A 20,735-nucleotide genomic window follows, 5' to 3' on the forward strand; every position below is an offset into this window, starting at 1 on the left:
CCGGGAGCTTGCTGCATTCCATACTGTTGAAAACGGGTGGCGATGTATCGAGATGCAATTTTAAGCTCCTGCGTGCCGGTATCGCGTCCCATAAATTCGTCGGATGCCAAAAAATAGATATCGAACTCCACATCGTTTTTTTGGATAACCTGTTTGATGTGGTCAGGGGATATCTCCTGAGCCGTAACGTTTACGGTTGTACATGATATGGCAATGATGACTCCGAGTAGTATGCGTTTCATAATGGTAGATTTCATTTCTGTTGATTACTTAAAAACGGTGTGGACTTCCAATACGATATAACCGGGAAAAAGTTTTAAATCTAAGTTCGGCAAATAAATGTTCTCTAAATACTCACTCTATGACCGAGCAGAAAGTTCATATTTACAGTTAAAATAGAACTCAGACCTAACAAACCGAGCAGAGAATAACAAAATAGAAGCTACAAACAAATGCGGTTTCAAAGTTTTGACAATCGTTTTAATGTTTTTTTCATATCAAAGCGGTATCCTGCTCCATCTAAATTGAGATTGTAAATAACTGTTTTTTAATGGAAGAAATTTTTTCATATCCGCTTCCTTTCGAAGATCCTGTGATCATCTTTGCCTTGGTGATGCTGATCATTCTGTTAGCACCCATTGCGGCTAAGCGGCTGAAGCTGCCGGCAATTGTTGGATTAATTCTGGCAGGAACAATCGTAGGCCCGGGTCTTCTTGGGCTGATTGAGCGGGACTTCACCATCGAACTGCTCGGTACAGTCGGTTTGCTCTACCTGATGTTTATGGCTGGCCTTTCACTCGATTTGATTCAGTTCGAGAAACTCAGAAACAAGAGCATTGGTTTTGGCCTGGGCTCTTTTCTGCTGCCCCAATTGGCGGCGCTGGCTGCAGGAGTTTATCTTCTCGACTACTCAATCGCAACGTCATTGCTACTCGGGTCTATTGTAGGGTCACACACACTGCTTGCCTATCCTATTGCCGAACGGCTTGGCATCACTAAAAATATGGGCGTAACCATGTCGATGGGCGGAACCTTGGTTACCGATACGCTTTCGCTCGGAGTGTTGGCTGTTGTGGCAGGTTCGGTGGGAGATAGCAGCGGTCCCGGATATTGGACAGGATTTGCAGCATCCGTCATTGCTTTTGTTGCTATTTCCGTGCTTCTTTTACCGCGTTTGGGCCGCTGGTTTTTTAGGAATGTGAAATCACAGGAGAATATGGACTATATTTTTCTTGTGGCTATTCTCTTTACAACAGCATTTTTTGCTGAACTTGCAGGCCTGGCCCCGATTATCGGAGCGTTTTTGGCGGGTTTGTTACTAAACAGGCTGGTGCCCGCCAGTGGCACACTTATGAGCCGCGTACAGTTTGTGGGAAATGCCCTATTCATTCCTTTTTTCCTGATCAGCGTGGGGATGCTGGTGGATGTGTCGGTTCTTGGAAGTCTGGACGTTTGGCTTAAAGCGATTGTATTCAGTGTGCTTGTATTTGCAGGAAAGGGGCTTGCTTCGTTTGGAATTACAAAGCTGTATAAGTTTTCAAAGGAGGAGGGATATGTTATTTACGGCCTTACCACACCGCAGTCTGCAGCTACGCTTGCCGTAACATTGATTGGCTATGACCTTGGATTTTTTGACTCCACTGCCGTGAATGCCGTTGTGATAATGATTTTGCTCACATGTTTGGTCGGGCCGTGGCTGGTGGAAAAGTATGGACGAGAAGTTGCCATTCAGGAAGATAAAAAACCGTATAAATCGTCCGAAGCTCCCCAGCGGATTTTGGTGCCGCTGGCTAACCCAGAGACTTCCGATGCTCTGTTGGATATTGCATTTATGGTTCGCAATCAGAAAATGGATCAGCCACTCTATCCGCTAACTGTTGCGCGCGAGGGAAGAGATGCCGAAGCACAGGTTGCCCGAGGCGAGAAGATGCTGAGTCATGCCGTCATTCATGCAGCGGCGGCCGATGTGCCCGTCAATCCTGTAACTCGCTTGGACCTCAACATTGCAAAGGGAATTGCAAGGGCAGTGAGTGAAATGCGAATTTCTAACATCATTATTGGCTGGAACGGCCAGATTTCTGCAAAGCAGAAAATATTTGGGAGTATTCTGGATCAGCTTCTGGAAGAGGTTCAGACCATGATTATGGTGAGCAAAATTGAACAACCGGTCAATACATCAAAACGGATTGTGGTGGCGGTCCCGCCGTTTGCAGAGTTCGAGCCCGGTTTTACCGAAGCTGTACGGTCACTAAAACTGATGGCGGATCAGATTGGGGATGAGCTGGTAATTATGACAACCAAGGCACGTCAAAGTTTTGTGAAACCTAGAGTGAACGACATTCAACCCGAGCCGGAGGTTACTTTTGAGGCGATTGAAAAATGGGTTGACCTGCCGGCCTGGTACGATGGCTTTAAGGAGGAAGGAGATCTGTTTGTACTTCTGAGTGCCCGAGACGGTGCAATATCCTGGAGGCCGGGACTAGACCGCCTGCCCAGAGTGATTGCACAGCGCTACCCCGGGTTAAGTTTTATTACGGTCTATCCTGCTCAGATACAACCTCGATTGAACGGGGATACCTCTCAGCCCGAAAAACTGCAGTTACTGCAAAAAAAACGGATAAAAGTAGGATTGGATAAGGGGGAATCCGAAGAGATACTGGAACAGATCATCCATAAAGATCCGGCATTTGATGATATCAACCTGAGCCGAATCACTAAACGGTTGCTTAAAAACTCTGCCGATTATACGCCGGAGGTCATGCCCGGAGTACTGCTTTATGAAGCTCACACGTCTAAAGTGGAAGAGCAGCTTCTTTTTGTCGGTGTCAGCCGGGATGAACTGAATCTGAAGCAGGTAGCACATCCAGCACATGTTATCCTGATTTTGCTCAGCCCAAAGACGTACTCAGTGGATCAGCATCTGGAAGGAGTGAACGAAGTGGCTCAGCTTATTAAACCGGGGAAGAATCTCTTGAAAGTAAAGGAGGCGGAATCAGCCGAAAAAGTTTACCGTGCAGTGATGGAAACGGAAGTGTAGAAATTTCTGCTTATTAAGTATTCATAATAAACTGATTCAATTAATCAAAATCGATGTGCCGGCAGATAAATCTGATAATTTTTAGTTTCACCTAAACAATAACTATTTTTGTCGTCACACTTCTAAACTTTTTTAATTGCAACCGATTTGATATATGGACGTATTTTCTGCTGCACCACATCATGATATATTTTTATTGGTCTTTCAGGTCGGTGTTCTTTTGCTGGCAGCAAGGGCTTTGGGTGAAGTATCTACAAGGCTTGGTCAGCCATCCGTAATCGGTGAAATCCTGGCCGGAATTATTTTAGGCCCCTCACTTTTAGCCGGTGTGTTTCCTGCTTTTGGTGAACTTATTATACCACAAACGGAAGTAAGCGGCTATTTGCTGGAAGTGATATCTCTGCTCGGGGCTATGTTTTTGCTGCTGATTACCGGTCTTGAAACCGATATTCAGCTAATTAAGCGACATGCTAAGACGGCTATCAGCGTCTCATTTGGCGGAATCTCAATCACGTTTATTACTGGTTTTTTCCTGGGGCAGTATCTGCCTGATTTTCTACTGGCAGACTCAGACGAGCGGCTCGTTTTCTCACTTTTTGTCGCTACCGCAATGGCGATCTCTGCAATACCGGTTATTGCCAAAGTGTTGATGGATATGAATCTCATGCGAAGAGATATCGGTCAAACGATCCTCGCAGCGGGAATGAGTGACGATACGATCGGCTGGATTTTACTCTCAATTGTTGCAGGTATTGCTGCCGGAGATGCTGTAACAACCGGAACAGTTTTGACCACAGTGGGCAGTGTTCTGGCATTTCTTATTATTAGTTTTACACTGGGACGCTGGATGGTTCGAAAACTGCTCACTTTTGTCCAAGATGAAGTGATCAGTTCAGACCGGCTGCTGTCACTGGTTATAATACTCGCATTTTTCTGGGGAGCCATAACTCAACTTTTGAATCTTGAGGCCATTTTGGGTGCATTTGTGATGGGTATTCTTTTTGGTATGATGCCTCGTTTGCCCGAAGATGTTGTGAACAAGCTGGAAAGTATCGCTCTAGGAATTTTTGCTCCAATTTTCTTTGCCGTTGCCGGATTGAAAGTGAATATTCTGAACCTTTTCGATCCCACACTGATTGTTATCACTCTAATCGTAATCGCAATTGCCACTCTTGGAAAAGTAATCGGTACATACACGGGAGCTCGGGTGGTTGGTAAAAAAGATCACTGGACTGCACTTAGTTTTGGAGCCGGTTTAAATGCCCGCGGTGCTATGGAAATTATTATAGCAACAATCGGCCTTCGACTGGGAATTCTCTCTCAGGATATGTTTTCCATTATTGTTGTGATGGCAATTGCTACATCGCTAATGGCTCCGTTTGCGTTGCGAGCAGTATTGAAAAGGGTAACTATCGGGGAAGAGGAGGAGAAGCGTTTGAAAAAGGAAGAACTTGAAGCGGAAAGCCTGGTTGCAGATATTCACAGAGTTCTGCTGCCGGTTCGAACCAGGGAATCTTCCGGAGCTACGCAGCAGAATATCCAATCGACCGAGGCACAGATTTTGGATTTGATTGGGCAGGATACCCAAATCTCTCTCACTCTTATAACGGTTACAGAGGGAAATAAAGCTTCATGTGAATCTTATCTATCAGAAATGGCTGGGTACTTTAATCTACATGAAGTTGTAACGAAAGTTGTGATTGGAGAGAAGCCGGGCGATACGATTATTGAGGAAGCAAAGAAGGATTATGATCTGATTGTAATGGGGGCTACGGAAGATTTTGAAGATAAAAATCATCTGTTCAGTCCAATTGTTGACTTCATTACACGGCTTGCTCCGTGTCCTACATTGATTGTTAAAGCGGGTTCAATAGATTCTAATTGGTCTCCAAATCGTATTATGGTTCCAACAAACGGAAGCACAGCTGCGAGAAATGCGGCGGAACTGGCTTTCTTCATTGCCAAGTCTGATAAGAATAAAGAAGTTCTAGCGCTGAATGTTATCATTGACGAATTACGTCCTGTTTACAACACGAAAGAAAATTATGTTCAAAACAGAAATCTCTTCGCAAATGAAGCCGTCAATGAACTGAAAAAACTTGGGGAAGCTTTTGATGTGAAAACAGAGGCGATGGTGCAAAAAGGTAAAAATATCGAAGAGAAAATTACTGAGATTACAAAAGAAAATATGATTGACCTTATTGTTGTAGGCACGAATATCAGACCGGGAACAAATCGGCTATATCTTGGGCCAAGAGTGGAGAATATCATTCAGATGGCCCCTTGTCCGGTAATTGTTTTTAACACATAAGGTTAAATATTATTTAAAGAATCGTTGTAAGTTAAAAGCTGCAATTACAGAAGTTGAATCAGCAGTAAAAATTATTTATGTCCATATTAAATAAGAGTAAACGCCTTAAGAAGGAGTTGAAACTCTTCGATGTCTATGCAATCAGTACGGGCGCAATGTTTAGTTCGGGCTTCTTTTTGCTGCCCGGGCTTGCCGCTGCACAGACAGGTCCTTCAGTAGTTCTTGCCTATTTTGTGGCGGGTATCCTTATTTTACCGGCCATGTTCAGCGTTGCAGAGCTTTCTACAGCAATGCCCCGTGCCGGCGGAGCATACTATTTTATTGATCGCAGCCTGGGGCCGCTTTTCGGTACGGTTGGTGGGATCGGGTCGTGGTTAGCACTCATTTTTAAAAGTGCATTTGCTTTGATTGGGATGGGGGCTTATATCTCTATTTTCATTGAGGTGCCTATCACTCCGGTAGCGGTTGCGCTGACCATTGCTTTTGGTATTACCAATATTGTAGGGGCAAAAGAGAGCAGCTGGCTTCAAAATGTAATGGTGGCCACCCTTGTCAGTATTCTCTTTTTCTACGTTTTTCAGGGCGCTTTTGCGGTCATTGATGTTGACTTTTTTGATGTTCTTCGCTCTGAGTTTACCCCATTTTTTGAGTTTGGTCCGCAGGGATTCTTTGCTACCATCGGATTTGTTTTCGTATCGTATGCGGGCTTAACGAAAGTTGCAAGCGTATCGGAAGAGGTTCAAAATCCGGATCGAAATATTCCTTTGGGAATGATGCTTTCGCTGGGTACGGCTACGTTTATCTATGTTGTGGGTGTTTTTATTATGGTGATGGTGCTCGAGCCTTCCGCACTGCAAGAAGATTTAACGCCGGTTGCCACAGCCGGTGAAGTATTCCTGACCTGGCTTCCCGGACAAACGGGGCTTATTCTGGTCGTAATTGCCGCTATTGCTGCTTTTGCTTCCACTGCGAATGCCGGGATTATGTCGGCTGCCCGTTATCCACTGGCAATGGCACGCGATGATTTAATTCCAACCTACTTTTCAAAACTTGGCCGATTTGGAACACCAACAATCGCCACGGTTGCCACTACAATTCTGATGATCTTCCTGCTGGTTGTATTTAATGTTGAGTCTGTGGCAAAGCTCGCCAGTGCATTTCAGCTGTTGCTGTTCGGAATTTTAAATATCTCTGTGATCGTGATGAGAGAAAGTAAAATTGAGGCGTACGACCCCGGTTTCAAATCTCCTTGGTATCCATGGATGCAAATTGCCGGCTTTTTCATCTGCCTGTTTCTCATTGCTGAAATGGGGCTGCTCTCTGTGATTTTTACATTTGCCATTGCTGCAGTTAGCGTTGCATGGTATTTTAGCTACTCCAAAGGAAATGTTGAGCGAGAGGGAGCCATTTACCATGTACACGCCCGACTTGGGAAGTACCAGCATGAGGGCCTTGAGCGGGAGATGAGAGGTATTATGCGTGAAAAAGGTCTCCGGAAAGACGACCCATATGAGAAAGCAATTGGCCGCTCGGCTGTATTTGACTTTAAAGAGAGCCCGCCCATTGAGGAAATAATTGAAAAAGTGTGCAGCGAGCTCTCAAAGAGGGTCAGTTATACCAAGAGTGAACTAGTTGATCTGTTTGAAAATGATTATAAAGATGGGATTATTCCGGTGGGAAATTCCAGTGCACTGCAGCATATTCGTGTAGATGACGATATTGATACAGAAGTAGCCCTTGTACGTCTGCAAGAGGGTATTGAAATGGATCGTGAAGAGTTTGAGAATGTTAGTGATGAAGAGAAGAAAGACGGTAAAATTCACAGTATTATCTACCTGATTAGCTCGAAGAAGAAGTCGGGTCAGCATCTGAGAATTATCGCTCACTTGGCTGAAATGATCGACAGCATCGACTTTTACGAACGCTGGATGTCCGCAGAAGATGAAGGGCAAATTCGTGAAATATTACTGCGGGATGAACGGTTTATAAATATTACCCTCAGGAAAAATGACATCACCGCATCGATGATCGATAAAGAGGTGAAGGATCTTGAACTCCCGGGCGAAAGCCTGATTACGCTCATCAAACGAAATGGCAACATTATATTTCCTCACGGGAAATCAGTTCTGAAAGAGAACGATGAACTCTCCATTATTGGAGATAAAAATGATATTAAAGAGATGAAAAATATGCTGAATCTCTGAAATTCAAGTTAGTAAAACCAGACAGGTGTGAGGGGCCAATACTTTCAATTATCTTATAACTTACGGGTAAAAAAGGATGAAGGCCTGAATGAAGGCACTCCGCACGCCACATAAAATCCAGTATCTTTCATTTTAATTCGTTCTCACGAAAACCGAGGGCTGTGTTAAAAAGATTAAATGTTGGACTCTTGGGGCTCGTTGAGTTAACTTTCTCTGTAAACAAAAAATTGATCATCTGATAAGGCAGAAGACTCAATGAAACCGAAGGCAATTCTGACCTGGATCAAAAACCAGTTGAGCATCCTCGATTGGCTGCCGAATTACACCAAAAAAGATCTTGCGGGAGATTTAAAATCCGGGGCAACGGTTGGTGTTATTGAAATACCACAGGCAATGGCATATGCTGTTATTGCCGGGCTTTCCCCTATTTACGGGCTTTATGGCTCTTTGATACCTCTCCTGATCTATCCGCTATTTGGAACCTCCCGTCATCTGGCACTTGGAATTGTAGCAACCGACATGATTATTATCGCTTCGGGTGCATCGATGGTTGCTGAGCCGGGGACAGATAAATATGTTACAGCAGTCTTACTTCTCACAATGCTGGTTGGTCTGGTCCATATCGCAATGTCGCTCTTTAGAATGGGGTTTCTGGTGAATTTCCTATCCAAACCTGTTATTTACGGTTTTATGGTTGCGGCTCCGATTATTATTGGATTTAGTCAGATGGGAAATCTAATGGGGATTGAACTTGAGCGCACGCAGTATGTGGGAGTGCTCGCCCTACAAATAATCGATCAGATTGAGATGATTAACCCGGTAGCACTGTCTATCGGGGGAGCCGGTTTGATTTTGCTTTTCGTTCTTCAAAAGATTAACCCTTTATTTCCGCGCGCTCTTTTGCTGATTGCAGGCTGTGGAGTTGCAGTCTGGTTTTTTAATTTGGAGCGCTATAATGTTGATGTGATCGGTGTAGTTCCTGCCGGTCTGCCGTCTTTCGAGCTGCACGAATTCACGAGAGAGGACGTAAGACTGTTGCTGCCCACAGTTACCACGCTGGTACTCATTCAGTTGATGGCAATCATGTCTCTTGGTAAAACATTTGGGAATAAGTACAAGTATCCAATCGATCCCAACAAAGAGTTTTTCGCACTTGGGATGGCCAATTTTGTAGGGAGCTTTTTTCAGAGTCCGCCAATGTCGGGTAGTTTTTCGAGAACAGCGGTGAGCGATCAGGCCGGAACCCGAACACCGATGTCTAATGTAGTAACGGCAGTTATTATTGGGTTGACACTCCTCTTTTTAACGCCGCTCTTCTATTTTGTGCCTATGCCTGCGTTGGCTGCAGTAATAATTGCGGCAACCATCTCATTGCTGGATTTAAGTGAGTTGCGTTATCTGTTTAAAACCAAGCGTTCAGAAGCTTACATTGCAATATTCACCTTTTTATGCACCCTGTTAATAGGCATTCAGGAAGGGATCCTGCTTGGTATAGGGGCGTCACTCTTTTCAGTTCTCTATAGAACCAGCCGACCGAATGTTGCGGTTCTTGGGCATATGAAAGGATCACGCTCGTTCCGCGATGTTGATCGGAACAAAAAAGCAAATCCAATTGATGAGCTTTTGATTCTCCGGTTCGATTCTTCCCTTGAGTTTAGTAATGCCGATTATATAAAGGATTTTATTATTGATCGCAGCAGTGAACAGAATAAACAGATTCGGGCAGTAATCATTGATGCCAAGAGCATCAATGATATCGATACTACGGCAATTGAGATTCTGAAATCCGTTAGAGAGACGTTGGAGGACTGGGATATTGAACTCCACTTTGCAGGACTGAAATCACCGGTTCAAAATCTGCTCACCAGATCAGGCTTGGCCAGAAAATTGGGAGGCACTCACTTCCATGAAAGCACCCACGATGCCATCACATACCTGCTTGAGAAGTGGGATCGTGAGGATGATGAAAAATCAGAAAAGGAAGAGAACGGGGATGATACTGAGCGGGCACATCGCCTGAAAGATTATCTCAGTGATACAGACTGATTTTCTTTCACCCTGAGTTCGATTGTTGAATGTTGAATGTAAAAGTCCCCCTTGTTAGGGGAGACTTTTCCAATAATCGAACTCAGGTTTTTAATAATAAAAACTTGTTTTGAAGCTCCCCTCCATGTCAAGTCCCATTAGGGCAAGAAAGGGAGGGGATGGGGGTGAGTCAGAAAGACTGATACTGAGTGGACTTGCAACAGAAGCTTTAGTCCTTCTTAAGCTTTTGGATAATCTCTTCCAGAGAAAGTGATTGCTCTTCACTTTCTTTCATGTTTCGTAACGTAAATTTTCCTTCTGCCAGTTCATTACCGCCTACAATCAATGTATAACGGGCATTTTCGCGGTTGGCGTCTTTCATTTGTGCTTTCATGGATCGGCCCATGTAATCCATAGTAGCTGAAAGGTTATTGCCCCTCAGTAACGAGAGCTGTTTCAATCCCCATTTTCGGGCTTCATCACCCAGGGTAACCACATAAACATCCACCTCTTTTTCAGTGCCGAGCTGAATACCCAGCTCTTCACATGCGATCATGAGGCGCTCCATTCCGGCAGCAAAACCTACGGCAGGTGTGGGTTGGCCGCCAATTTCTTCCACAAGCAGGTCATAACGGCCGCCGCCTGCAAGTGCGTCCTGAGCACCCAGGTCCGGACTGATCAGTTCAAATGCCGTTTGAGTGTAGTAGTCCATTCCACGAACCAGGTAAGGGTCTTCCACAAACTCAATCTCCAGATCCTGCAGATACTCTTTTACCTTATTGTAATGGGCCAGAGATTCCTCACTCAGATAATCTGTAATGACGGGAACGGATTCAATAAAAGGCTGATCCTCCTCCTCTTTGGAATCCAGAATACGAAGCGGATTTTTTTCAAATCTTTTTTGGGAAACCTCACTCAGCTTATCAAAATTGGGCTTCAGATGAGCTTTCAAAGCCTCCTTGTATTTTTCCCGGCTTTCCGGATCTCCGATAGAGTTTAGCTTCAGCGATGTATTGGTAATCCCCACTTTGTTGTAGATGTGGATCATAAAAGCGATCACCTCCACATCTGCAACCGGATCGTCACTGCCAATTACTTCTACACCAAACTGGTGAAACTGACGCTGTCGTCCTTTTTGCGGACGCTCGGCACGAAACATTGGACCGATATAGAAAAGTTTTTGTGAACCGCCACGCTGATCGAGATGGTTTTCCACGTAGGATCGAACCACCGGCGCTGTAAGCTCAGGACGCAAAACATAATTATCTTCACCCCGGCTGAAAGAGAATATCTCTTTAGATACGATATCGGTAAGCTGTCCCAAGCCGCGAACAATCAGTTCGGTCTGTTCCATGATGGGAGTTCGAATTTCTTCCAGGTTGAATTTTTCTGCTTCCTCCCGGATTAGGTTTTCAAGATATTGCCATTTTCGAATCTCATCGGGAAGGATATCCACCATTCCCAGGTGTGTAGTGTATTTCGGTTGCGCCATTCTTCAGTCGCGTTTACAGAGTTTGTATTATTTCAGCACAAAGATAAGGTTGATTTGGCAAAGATAGTAAGATTCCTGAGTGAAGTTTGAGGAAGATAATTAAAATCCAGGATTGGCTATGGTATCTCGCGGAGTATCGCTGAATTACGCAGATTTTCTGCGAGAATCAGCGAATATTTTTTCTGCGCAATTCTGCGAGAATAAGAAGTGAATTGATTTATCATTAACAATATTTTTCACCAAATAAGCAGAAGTCATGATGTTTGTAGAATTTCTTGATGGACGGGTTGATGCATAGAACCAACTCCGTAGGAGTTCCCTCATTATATAAAACCTGACCTAGCCCAACCACAGGCCCCATCGGGGCCTATTGTTAAAAATTCAATATCCGTTGTATCTAAATCTTGAATAGGACGCACCTACGGAGCGGAAATTATAAATGTGATCATCTAACTATAAACAGGTTATTCCTACGGAATTGTTTGAAGTTATATGATTATATGTCAAAACAATTTTACCGGCACAGAAATTAAAAAGAGGTTGAGAGGAGGATTGAATTTTAGAATGCATGTCATAGCCAAAATGGAAGAACACTGAAGAAACAATAAAATGTCCCTCCTCAATCACAGGCTCCACCGGAGCCTCCTTTTCTGAACCATCGCATTTTTAAAACCAATAAAATTGATTGAGATCTATTATAGCGAGTAAGCTGAAATTTTCTATTTTGACAGACAAGATAAGTCAAAGGTAATATTATGCTCAGAACAATAACTCTAACTCTGTTTTTTTCTTTCATCTTTTTAAATGGTTTTGCTCAAAACCGGCAGTTGGTTTATGAATCAGGTGGAGAATTGCCGCCGGATAAATCATCCTACGACGTCAGCTTTTATGATCTGAATCTGAAACTGGATCCTGCAGATAGTACAGTATCAGGCAGCGTTGGAATTCATTTTGATGTGGTTCATCCAACGAATGTTGTGGCTCTTGATTTGGATCCGCGTCTGGATATTGAGGCAGTAAATTGGATTGGGGATGAAAGTGAACGGTCTGTACAGATAGAGAGATTTGAAAACTCCAAGACGTTCAACATCTATTTTCCGGAAACTCTTCAGCCTGGTCATAGTACATCGCTCGAAGTTGAGTATTCTGGCACACCTCTTGTAGGAGAGAATCCGCCCTGGGATGGTGGAATGGTATGGGATCGAACTCCGTCAGACGAGCCTTGGGTTGGTGTTGCGGTTCAATCGATTGGAGCGTGGACCTGGTGGCCGAATAAAGATCACCCGACGGACAAAGCCGACTCCGTTGCTATTAACTTTACGATGCCTGAAAATCTGGTGGTTGCATCAAACGGCCGGAACCGGGGTGTTACAGACCATGGAGATGGATGGAAAACTTCTCAATGGTTTGTCTCAAATCCTATTAACAATTACAATGTGACGGTGAATGCCGCTCCGTACGAAACGATCAGTGAACCGTACACAAGCGCGGCAGGTGACGAATTGGAAATCACTTTCTGGATCTTGCCTGAGTTTAGAGAACAGGGAGAGGAACTCTTCCCTCAGTTTGCAGAACAGATTCGGTTTTTGGAAGATATAGCAGGACCGTATCCGTTCAGGGCTGATAAATATGGAGTAGCCCATGCACCGTATCTGGGAATGGAGCACCATACAATTATAGCCTACGGAGCAAATTTTGAAAATGACAATTTGTTCGGACAAAATGCCGGATTTGACGACCTGCATCAACACGAGCTTGCTCACGAGTGGTGGGGAAATCTGGTATCGGTTTGGGACTGGCGCGATTTCTGGATACACGAGGGAATCGGTACCTACATGCAGCCACTCTATGCTGAGCACCTGAATGGAGAGGAGTCTTACAGGAAGATGATGGACTTTCTTAGAACACGAATTTCATCCGAAAGAGCCGTTGCCCCAAGAGAGTCGATGACGTCGCAGGATATTAGAGAAGGGCAGCGTGGTGGGGATGTCTATTATAAAGGAGCATGGTTTATGCACACACTGCGTTATGTTGTGGGTGATGATGATTTTTTTCAGATTTTAAGACGATTTGCCTACCCAACAGAAGAGATGGAAAGTGTTACAACCGGTGATCAGGTACGCTACGCAACAACGGATGACCTTCTTCATCTTGCGGAGAATATCAGCGGAATGGAACTGGACTGGCTATTTGAAATATATTTGCGTCAAGCTGAACTGCCGGCACTAAATACAACACGAGCCGGCCACCAGGTAGTGATGGAGTGGGATGTAGCCGGTGATATGAATTTCCCGATGCCTGTAGAGGTTCGAATAAATAATGAGTTGACAACTATGTTACCTGAAAATAACCGGATCTCATTTGAGATACCAGAAAGCGCGAATCTTGAGGTTGACCCAAACCACTGGATACTGAAAGAACTTTAAATAAAAAGGATACCAAAAACTCAAATCAAAAAACCATGAGAATACATCTGATTTTATTGATGCTGATTACAGGACTTGCAACAGCTTTACAAGCTCAGCAAACGTACATCCATGCCGGAGCACTATTTGACGGAACGGGTGAAGAGCTTCGCTCAAATGTTACAATTATTGTGGACGGAGGTTCTATTGTAGACGTTCAGGATGGGTTTTTACAACCCGATTCGGAGAGCATGCTGATTGACCTGAGCGATAAAACCGTATTGCCCGGGTTGATTGATCTCCATGTTCATCTGGAAAATGAGACCGGGCCTGACCGTTATCTGGATCGGTTCACAAAGAACCCCGAGGATGTCGCGTTTGAGTCGTCGGTTTACGCAAAGCGAACCTTGATGGCCGGATTTACAACGGTTCGTGACCTTGGCGGCTCTGGTGTAAACACCTCACTTCGAGATGCTATTGCGGCAGGATATGTGGATGGCCCCAGGGTGATTAGTGTTGGCAAGTCGCTTGCTACAACCGGTGGGCACGCCGATCCAACCAATAGTTTTAAGCGGGAACTGATGGGGAATCCCGGGCCTGAATCTGGTGTGGTAAACGGAGTTTCTGAAGCACGAGAAGCGGTTCGTCAGAACTACAAGTTGGGTGTAGATCACATCAAGATAACTGCTACCGGCGGTGTGTTGAGTGTAGCGAAATCGGGGCAGAATCCACAGTTTATGGATGATGAACTGGAAGCCATTATAAAAACAGCCAGTGATTATGAGATGCATGTTGCGGCACATGCCCATGGAAAAGAGGGAATGCTTCGAGCTGTTAAAGCCGGAGTGCACACTGTTGAACATGGCACCTATATGGATGAAGAGGTGATGCAGGCAATGGTAGATAATGGCACCTATTATGTGCCTACCATTACGGCAGGCAAATTTGTAGCTGAAATGGCGGAAGAAGAAGGGTATTACCCACCATTGGTTGTTCCAAAAGCCCGTGAGATCGGTCCGCTTATTCAAAACACGTTTGGTGAGGCGTACAAATTTGGTGTTAGAATTGCATTTGGCACAGATGCGGGTGTCTTCTATCACGGTGATAATGCCAAAGAGTTTGGATATATGGTTGAAGCCGGCATGCCAGAAGCAGAGGCACTGTTAAGTGCAACCCAAACTGCGTCTGTTGTTTTAGGTCTGGAAGATCAAATAGGGAGAGTGGAAGCCGGGAAAATGGCTGACCTTATTGCGGTGGAAGGGAATCCATTGAGTAATATTTCAACCCTGGAAAATGTTCGGTTTGTGATGAAAGAGGGGGTGATCTATAAAAATGAGTAGATCTAATTTTTCACATAAAAAAACCTTTTGAAATAGAAAAAGCCCGGCGATAAACCGGGCTTTTGTTTTTTAGAAAGTATGTTAATCTCAATCACCAAAGAGTGATTTTAGAAATTTACGATGTTTCTCCTTGTTCTTTTGAACCAGCAAGGGCACACCGAAAGCGTAATCAACAATCTTATCTGTAAAGTCGTGACTGACAAGACTGTTCATTGTTTTGGACTTTAAAGATACAATGATGAGATCAATCTGATCACTCACAACCTGATTGTAAACTTCATCTGCAATCTTACCCTTTTTGTGTAGCGTAAGTACAAATTTGACATCATCTGAAATACCGTGTTCATTTTTAAACTTCTGCATTTTTTTCTCAATCTTTCGATCCATCTCTCTTTTTTCGTCATCGGAAAGAGCGTATGGAAAAAATTGAGCCCTGTACCTGTAGATGTGCTGTGCTGTCACATTTTCGCCATTTACAAGATTTTTTGCAGTTTGAACTGATTTAGCAGATTCAGCCGAGAAGTCGACTGGGGTAAGAATTTTTTCCAGATTGTATCGGCTGTTTTCCGGTACAAAAAGAACGGATGAGGAAACATACTTCAGAATTCGTTTTGGTATGATGCCTTCTCCGGTGTATCCTATCTTTTTACCCATCAGCATGAGGTCTGGCTCCAAAGAGTCGGTTATTTCAATAATCTGATCTGTAGGCTTGCCCTGTTTAATGACAATCCTAACTTCAATAGAATCATCATCAAAATGTCCGCTAACTTTCTCCTGGAGTTCATTCCTAATTAGGTCTAGAAATTCCTCTTCGGTTTCTATTTCCGGAAATTGCTCCACAATTTCAAGTGCAGTAGGCCCGGATTCTACCGTGTGAAAAAAGGTAATGGTTTTAGGTTTTACTACAGATGTTAAAAATGCCGTGTACCCGATCAAAACTTCGTCCATATTGGATAGATCGAGACATGCCAGCCAATGTTTTGAATTAATCATAATATCCTCACTTCGATTTTCTTTGTTTTTGAATAGCATTCGTTACAAGGTCTCTGTAGGATTTCCGCTCTTTATCGCGGTCTTTGCGCAGGAGATCCTCATGCTCTTGTTGCAGTCCTTGTTGTAAACTGTAGCACATCACAAGCAGAACGATCACAAATGGAAGCCCCGTACTTATGGCACCGGCCTGGAGTGCGGTAAGTCCGCCACCAACCAACAGTACAGCTGCAACAAGTCCCTCAGTGGAAGCCCAGAAAATTCGCTGGCCCACAGGAGCATCCAGTTTACCGCCGCTTGTCAGTCCATCTATCACCAGAGAACCTGAGTCAGAGGAAGTAACGAAGAAACTCAATACCAGGATAATTGCCAGGAATGATGTAATTGTTGCCCACGGGAACTGATCAAGCAAAATAAATAGAGACGTTGTTTGATCCGCCTCAACAGCTGAGGCAATTTCAGCAATTCCGTTTGTTTCCAGAAAAATTGCACTTCCGCCAAAACCACTCATCCATAAAAATGTAATGAGAGTCGGTACGATAAGTACACCTAGTACGAACTGTTTTACGGTTCTTCCCCTGGAAATTCGGGCAATAAACATCCCTACATAGGGTGACCAGGAAATCCACCAGGCCCAATAAAAAACGGTCCAGGTAGACATAAATGAACCTTCTTCGTATGACTGAGTCCAGAATGCAAACGATGGGAAGTTTTGTGCATAGTGCCCGATGTTTTGAATAAAGGAGCTGAGTATAAAAAATGTCGGACCAACAACAAGGATAAACAGTAGAAAGAGAGCCGCAATACGAATATTGAACTCACTCAAAACCTTAACACCCTTGTCAATACCGAGCACAACAGAAATTGTAGCAATTGCTGTTACACCGACAATGATGATGACTTGAAGCATGGTTGTATTCTCAAGTCCAAATACATATTCAATACCGGCACCGGCTTGTGAAGCTCCGAGACCTAAAGAGGTGGCTAAGCCAAAAAGTGTTGCCAGGACTGCCAGGACATCAATTACATCGCCCATCCACCCGTTAATACGGTCACCCAAAAGTGGATAAAAAACCGATCGAAAAGAGAGAGGCAGTTTCCTGTTGAAAGCAAAAAAGGCGAGTGCCAAAGCTACAATAGCGTAAACAGCCCATGCGTGAAGCCCCCAATGCAGGAAAGTAACACCCATAGCGTCGCGTGTTGCTGCAATAGTACCGGTTTCGGCGTGTGGCGGATAGAGAAGGTGCCACATCGGTTCGGCTACGGCAAAGAACATAAGTCCGATTCCCATTCCGGCACTAAATAACATGGCAAACCATGCCATCGTGCTAAAATCGGGTTCGGCATCTTCTCCGCCTAAACGAATACTTCCATATTTGCTGAATGCAAAATAGAGCGCAAAGCCTATAAAGATATTTACGGCTGCAACAAACAGCCAGCTTGCCCATTCCGTTACTCCTGATTGAATGGAGCTGAAAGTTTCTTCGGCCGCCTCACCTGCTATTAAAGTTCCGGCAATGAGTATTGTAATCAATATTACAGAAGGCCAGAATACAGGTTTATGTATATCAAAAAGTCGATTAATACCGGTTTTTTCAGACTCCGGTCTGTCGTCTTGTCCACGTAAAGCCATACGTATTTCACTTTAATTAAGGGTTAAAGCGTTCAGCGGCTGATAATAGAGATTTTGAGCATTTGAAGAAGATAAGATCTAACCTTCAAAAGAATCAGCCGCTAAACACGATCAGGATAGTGATTTAATCTGTGGTTTAGAAGTAGAATCCGAAATTGATATTAAATCGGATATTATATTCGGATTCTCCCAGTCCGAGATCTTCGTGGCCAGGACCAACACCTACGCCAAAGCTATCCGTTAACCAGGGTTGATTGACTCCCTGTGCTATATCGAAATAGGTGAATACGGGTCCGGCTGAAACCAGAAATCCGGTGATGTTTTGTATGGTATATTCAAAATTGTCATCCAATGTTAAATTATCGCCCGTTGCTCTGGTGGTTGTACCTTCACCTGTTGTATTACTCATATAACTGAAGTCGTTATAGAAGTTAATATTGGTGATTGGTCCCCAGTCTACATCATAAGAGTAAGATAGTCCAAGAGTTGCGATCCATGCCTCCGTGGATACCTCATAAGGAATTCCGTAAGCCCCCATGTAAACCGTACTGAGATCGGTTCCTGAGTTATCAGCTACATCCATGCCATAATAGAGAAATTGAGGCTTGATGTTGAAGTTACCTCGGTTTAAGTCTGCATGAACGGCAAATGCATACTGGCTGTCCATTTCTTCACGAACTGAATTGTAAAGTTGTCCATATTGGATTGATGCACCCACTTCACCATTATCCAGCTGATAGGCACCGCGAATGTTAAATTGATTTCTCTCAGTAAGAGAAGCATCTCCTCCGGGTACCACATCATACGCGTAACGTCCGGAGCCCCCGCTTCCAAAACTTCCACTTCCACCAACGGGTCCTTCAGGATCGGCCTGGAAGAAATAGGCAAAATCCCACTGCATGTTATCTGTCGTTTTTGTGATTTTTACACCCATATCATGGTCGTCCTCCAGACCTACGTAATACGGAAGGCTGAACCACCAATTATTGGAGTTGTATTGCAGATTACCAAATGGCACTTGAGTTACACCAAGCTGCATTTGGGTTTGTTCGTTGAAATTATAGTCCAACCAACCCTGTTTAATAAAGTGCGTTCCGAACGTAGGATAAAACCTGTACTCAAAATTTAGCCCGATACCGCCTGGGTTATCGTAAAGAACGTTGATTCTCCAGGTATCCATAGTGAACTGTGAGCTTTGAGCATCAATATCACTTTCATAACTGGTTAGCAACATATTGTATCGAAGAGCACCACCCACGTGTAGCGATGGTTCGTCGTCAGATTGTGCTTCTGCAATAAAAAGCAATCCGGTAAATAAGGTGAAAATAACACCTATCAAAAGTGCAGTAGTAAGTTTATGTAATCCTCTCATTATTAATGATTTAGTTAGTATTTGCTTGAGTTAGCTATCTAAAGAAAAGGAATTGAGGTTGAATAATTCCAATTATTTAGAGTTTTAGGAATTGTCTACACCTAAAGTATTGTTCAATGGTTATTTACACAAATTTAAAACCTTAAATTTAATGTATGAAGACCCTCATATGGTACCGAAACGATCTTAGAACTGAAGATCACGAGCCGTTTGTGCGAGCTGCTGAAGAAGGGCCTGTAGCTGCTATTTACTGCTTTGACCCCAGGTACTTTAAGGAACTGGATTATGGATTTTCGAAAACAGGTTCATATCGTACGCAGTTTTTAATTGAGTCTATTCAAACGCTCCGGAAAAGATTAAGAGAGATGGGAGGGGACTTGCTAGTCAGACTCGGTAAGCCCGAAAAAATTATTCCCGGCTTAGTGAATGAGCTCGGAATCGATCAGCTTTTTTATCATAAAGAAGTTACTCCAGAAGAAATGCTGGTAGAGGATAAAATTCAAAAATCAGTAGAAATACGTAGTAAAGGATTTTGGGGTCATGAAATGTATCATCCGGATGATTTGTCGTTTCAGCTTGATAATATTCCCGGAGTGTTCACGCAGTTCAGAAAGAAAGTAGAGAAAAAAAGTGAGGTTCGGGACCCACTTTCTATTCCTGAGAATGCAGAATTTGTTGAGATCATTGAACCCGGAAAACTACCGAATTTGAATGAATTTAGTTTAAAGAAGAGAGATCTGGATGACCGGGCCGTTCTAAATTTTAAAGGGGGTGAGGATGAGGCGTGGAAACGATTGAATCACTATTTCTTTGAAAGTGACGAACTTCGGAATTATAAGTATAAACGTAATGGCCTGCTAGGTGCAGATTTCTCATCCAAGTTTTCTCCGTGGCTGGCCAATGGGTCTATCTCGGCCCGGTCGATTCATCATCAGGTTGAAAAATATGAGAAAGAAGTTCATGAAAATGTGTCTACCTACTGGATGAAATTTGAGCTGATTTGGCGAGACTATTTCAGGTACTCAGCACGGAAGCACGGATCTAAGATATTTAAACTGGGTGGCATACAGGAGAAAGATCTGGATAAACGAACAGATCAAAACACTTTTGAGAAGTGGAGAGAAGGCACAACAGGAATACCTTTTATAGACGCAAATATGCGAGAGTTAAAACTGACTGGATACATGAGTAATCGCGGGAGACAAAATGTAGCCAGCTTCCTGGCACAGAACCTCAACTTTGACTGGCGCTGGGGAGCCGCATGGTTTGAGTCTATGCTTATTGATTATAATGTTTGCAGTAACTGGGGGAACTGGGCGTATAACTCAACTGTGGGACACGATCCGCGAAACCGTTATTTCAACATTGTAGGGCAGGCACAAAAATATGACTCCGATGGTGATTATGTGCGCCACTGGCTTCCAGAATTGAAATATGTGCCGGATGAATTTGTCCACGAGCCGTGGGAAATGAGTGAAGATCAGCAAAAGCTAAATCAGTGTTTAATCGGGAAAGATTATCCCAAACCAATGATTGACTTGGAAGCAAGCTATGAGGAGATCAGGCAGCGTGATTAAGCAGAGTTTTGAAAACTTCAGTATTAAAGCGATTTAGAGTCTTCAATTGAAATGAAATAAAATTCTGTTTTTATTAGAAAAGGTTCGGTCACTCTCTTCTTATTCAGTATTGCTATACACTACCCGGTACTTCGGGAATGCAAGGGATTAGAATGAGGAGATCTCTCGATGCGTTCGCTGTGCTCTCTTACTCGAGACGACAGGGAGTCCGTTATTCAATGGACGGCGTATCAGACGCTGTAGTTTGTCCGGGCTCGGAGTAACGCCGCCGCGATAATGTTGCTTATACGGCGGGCGGCAATTAGGTCTGTTTTAAGTATAAATCATATGCCCGCCGTTTCCCCTACTG

Annotated in this window: 11 protein-coding genes and 1 pseudogene; 7 read left to right on the forward strand and 5 right to left on the reverse strand. The window is 43.8% G+C overall.

Annotation, left to right across the window (positions count from 1 at the left end):
- Positions 1–257: pseudogene (locus ACESM0_RS06780) on the reverse strand (peptidase M28); the annotation flags it as partial.
- A 293-nt stretch (positions 258–550) separates the two neighbouring features.
- On the opposite strand from ACESM0_RS06780, the gene ACESM0_RS06785 reads away from it, so the two are divergent.
- From ACESM0_RS06785 to ACESM0_RS06800, 4 genes are all read left to right on the forward strand, one after another.
- Positions 551–3,037, forward strand: coding sequence for a cation:proton antiporter (locus tag ACESM0_RS06785; protein WP_372904916.1), 2,487 nt, complete (start codon positions 551–553; stop codon positions 3,035–3,037).
- A 154-nt stretch (positions 3,038–3,191) separates the two neighbouring features.
- The gene (locus tag ACESM0_RS06790; protein ID WP_372904918.1) at positions 3,192–5,348 is read left to right on the forward strand and encodes a cation:proton antiporter; all 2,157 of its coding nucleotides are present in this window, start codon (positions 3,192–3,194) and stop codon (positions 5,346–5,348) included.
- Between the two features lie 77 nt (positions 5,349–5,425).
- Entirely contained in the window at positions 5,426–7,552 is a 2,127-nt protein-coding gene (locus tag ACESM0_RS06795; RefSeq protein ID WP_372904920.1) for an amino acid permease, read from the forward strand.
- Positions 7,553–7,807: 255 nt separating this feature from the next.
- Complete coding sequence (locus ACESM0_RS06800) at positions 7,808–9,598, forward strand: SulP family inorganic anion transporter (protein WP_372904922.1); 1,791 nt, start codon at positions 7,808–7,810, stop codon at positions 9,596–9,598.
- 208 nt (positions 9,599–9,806) lie between these two features.
- Here the strand turns inward: ACESM0_RS06800 and hisS are convergent, their stop codons facing one another.
- Positions 9,807–11,069, reverse strand: coding sequence for a histidine--tRNA ligase (hisS, locus tag ACESM0_RS06805; RefSeq protein WP_372904923.1), 1,263 nt, complete (start codon positions 11,067–11,069; stop codon positions 9,807–9,809).
- Between the two features lie 755 nt (positions 11,070–11,824).
- On the opposite strand from hisS, the gene ACESM0_RS06810 reads away from it, so the two are divergent.
- Together ACESM0_RS06810 and ACESM0_RS06815 are read left to right on the forward strand one after the other, a co-directional pair.
- Positions 11,825–13,495, forward strand: a complete 1,671-nt coding sequence (locus ACESM0_RS06810; RefSeq protein ID WP_372904925.1) for a M1 family metallopeptidase — start codon at positions 11,825–11,827, stop codon at positions 13,493–13,495.
- 35 nt (positions 13,496–13,530) lie between these two features.
- Positions 13,531–14,814 carry a metal-dependent hydrolase family protein gene (locus ACESM0_RS06815; protein ID WP_372904927.1) on the forward strand — a complete coding sequence of 428 codons (1,284 nt, stop codon included), beginning with the start codon at positions 13,531–13,533 and terminating at the stop codon, positions 14,812–14,814.
- An 87-nt stretch (positions 14,815–14,901) separates the two neighbouring features.
- Here ACESM0_RS06815 and ACESM0_RS06820 read toward each other — a convergent pair whose 3' ends face one another.
- The 3 genes from ACESM0_RS06820 to ACESM0_RS06830 form a co-directional block, all read right to left on the reverse strand.
- Positions 14,902–15,807 carry a universal stress protein gene (locus ACESM0_RS06820; RefSeq protein WP_372904929.1) on the reverse strand — a complete coding sequence of 302 codons (906 nt, stop codon included), beginning with the start codon at positions 15,805–15,807 and terminating at the stop codon, positions 14,902–14,904.
- Positions 15,808–15,814: 7 nt separating this feature from the next.
- Positions 15,815–17,437: a BCCT family transporter gene (locus ACESM0_RS06825; protein WP_372904931.1), complete on the reverse strand. Its 1,623-nt coding sequence runs from the start codon at positions 17,435–17,437 to the stop codon at positions 15,815–15,817.
- Positions 17,438–17,573: 136 nt separating this feature from the next.
- Complete coding sequence (locus ACESM0_RS06830) at positions 17,574–18,809, reverse strand: hypothetical protein (protein ID WP_372904933.1); 1,236 nt, start codon at positions 18,807–18,809, stop codon at positions 17,574–17,576.
- A 155-nt stretch (positions 18,810–18,964) separates the two neighbouring features.
- Between ACESM0_RS06830 and ACESM0_RS06835 the strand changes: the two genes are divergently transcribed.
- A complete protein-coding gene (locus ACESM0_RS06835) occupies positions 18,965–20,386 on the forward strand; it encodes a DASH family cryptochrome (RefSeq protein WP_372904935.1) in 1,422 nt (473 codons plus the stop codon).
- Positions 20,387–20,735: the final 349 nt, after the last annotated feature.

Origin of the sequence: Rhodohalobacter sp., assembly GCF_041686455.1 — a bacterium.
Lineage (GTDB): Bacteria > Bacteroidota > Rhodothermia > Balneolales > Balneolaceae > Rhodohalobacter.

Coding starts and splice junctions, on each gene's coding strand:
- ACESM0_RS06825 (WP_372904931.1), bottom strand. CDS start 17,437: ATGGCTTTACGTGGACAAGACGACAGACCGGAGTCTGAAAAAACCGGT.
- ACESM0_RS06810 (WP_372904925.1), top strand. CDS start 11,825: ATGCTCAGAACAATAACTCTAACTCTGTTTTTTTCTTTCATCTTTTTA.
- ACESM0_RS06800 (WP_372904922.1), top strand. CDS start 7,808: ATGAAACCGAAGGCAATTCTGACCTGGATCAAAAACCAGTTGAGCATC.
- ACESM0_RS06790 (WP_372904918.1), top strand. CDS start 3,192: ATGGACGTATTTTCTGCTGCACCACATCATGATATATTTTTATTGGTC.
- ACESM0_RS06820 (WP_372904929.1), bottom strand. CDS start 15,807: ATGATTAATTCAAAACATTGGCTGGCATGTCTCGATCTATCCAATATG.
- ACESM0_RS06830 (WP_372904933.1), bottom strand. CDS start 18,809: ATGAGAGGATTACATAAACTTACTACTGCACTTTTGATAGGTGTTATT.
- ACESM0_RS06815 (WP_372904927.1), top strand. CDS start 13,531: ATGAGAATACATCTGATTTTATTGATGCTGATTACAGGACTTGCAACA.
- ACESM0_RS06785 (WP_372904916.1), top strand. CDS start 551: ATGGAAGAAATTTTTTCATATCCGCTTCCTTTCGAAGATCCTGTGATC.
- hisS (WP_372904923.1), bottom strand. CDS start 11,069: ATGGCGCAACCGAAATACACTACACACCTGGGAATGGTGGATATCCTT.
- ACESM0_RS06835 (WP_372904935.1), top strand. CDS start 18,965: ATGAAGACCCTCATATGGTACCGAAACGATCTTAGAACTGAAGATCAC.
- ACESM0_RS06795 (WP_372904920.1), top strand. CDS start 5,426: ATGTCCATATTAAATAAGAGTAAACGCCTTAAGAAGGAGTTGAAACTC.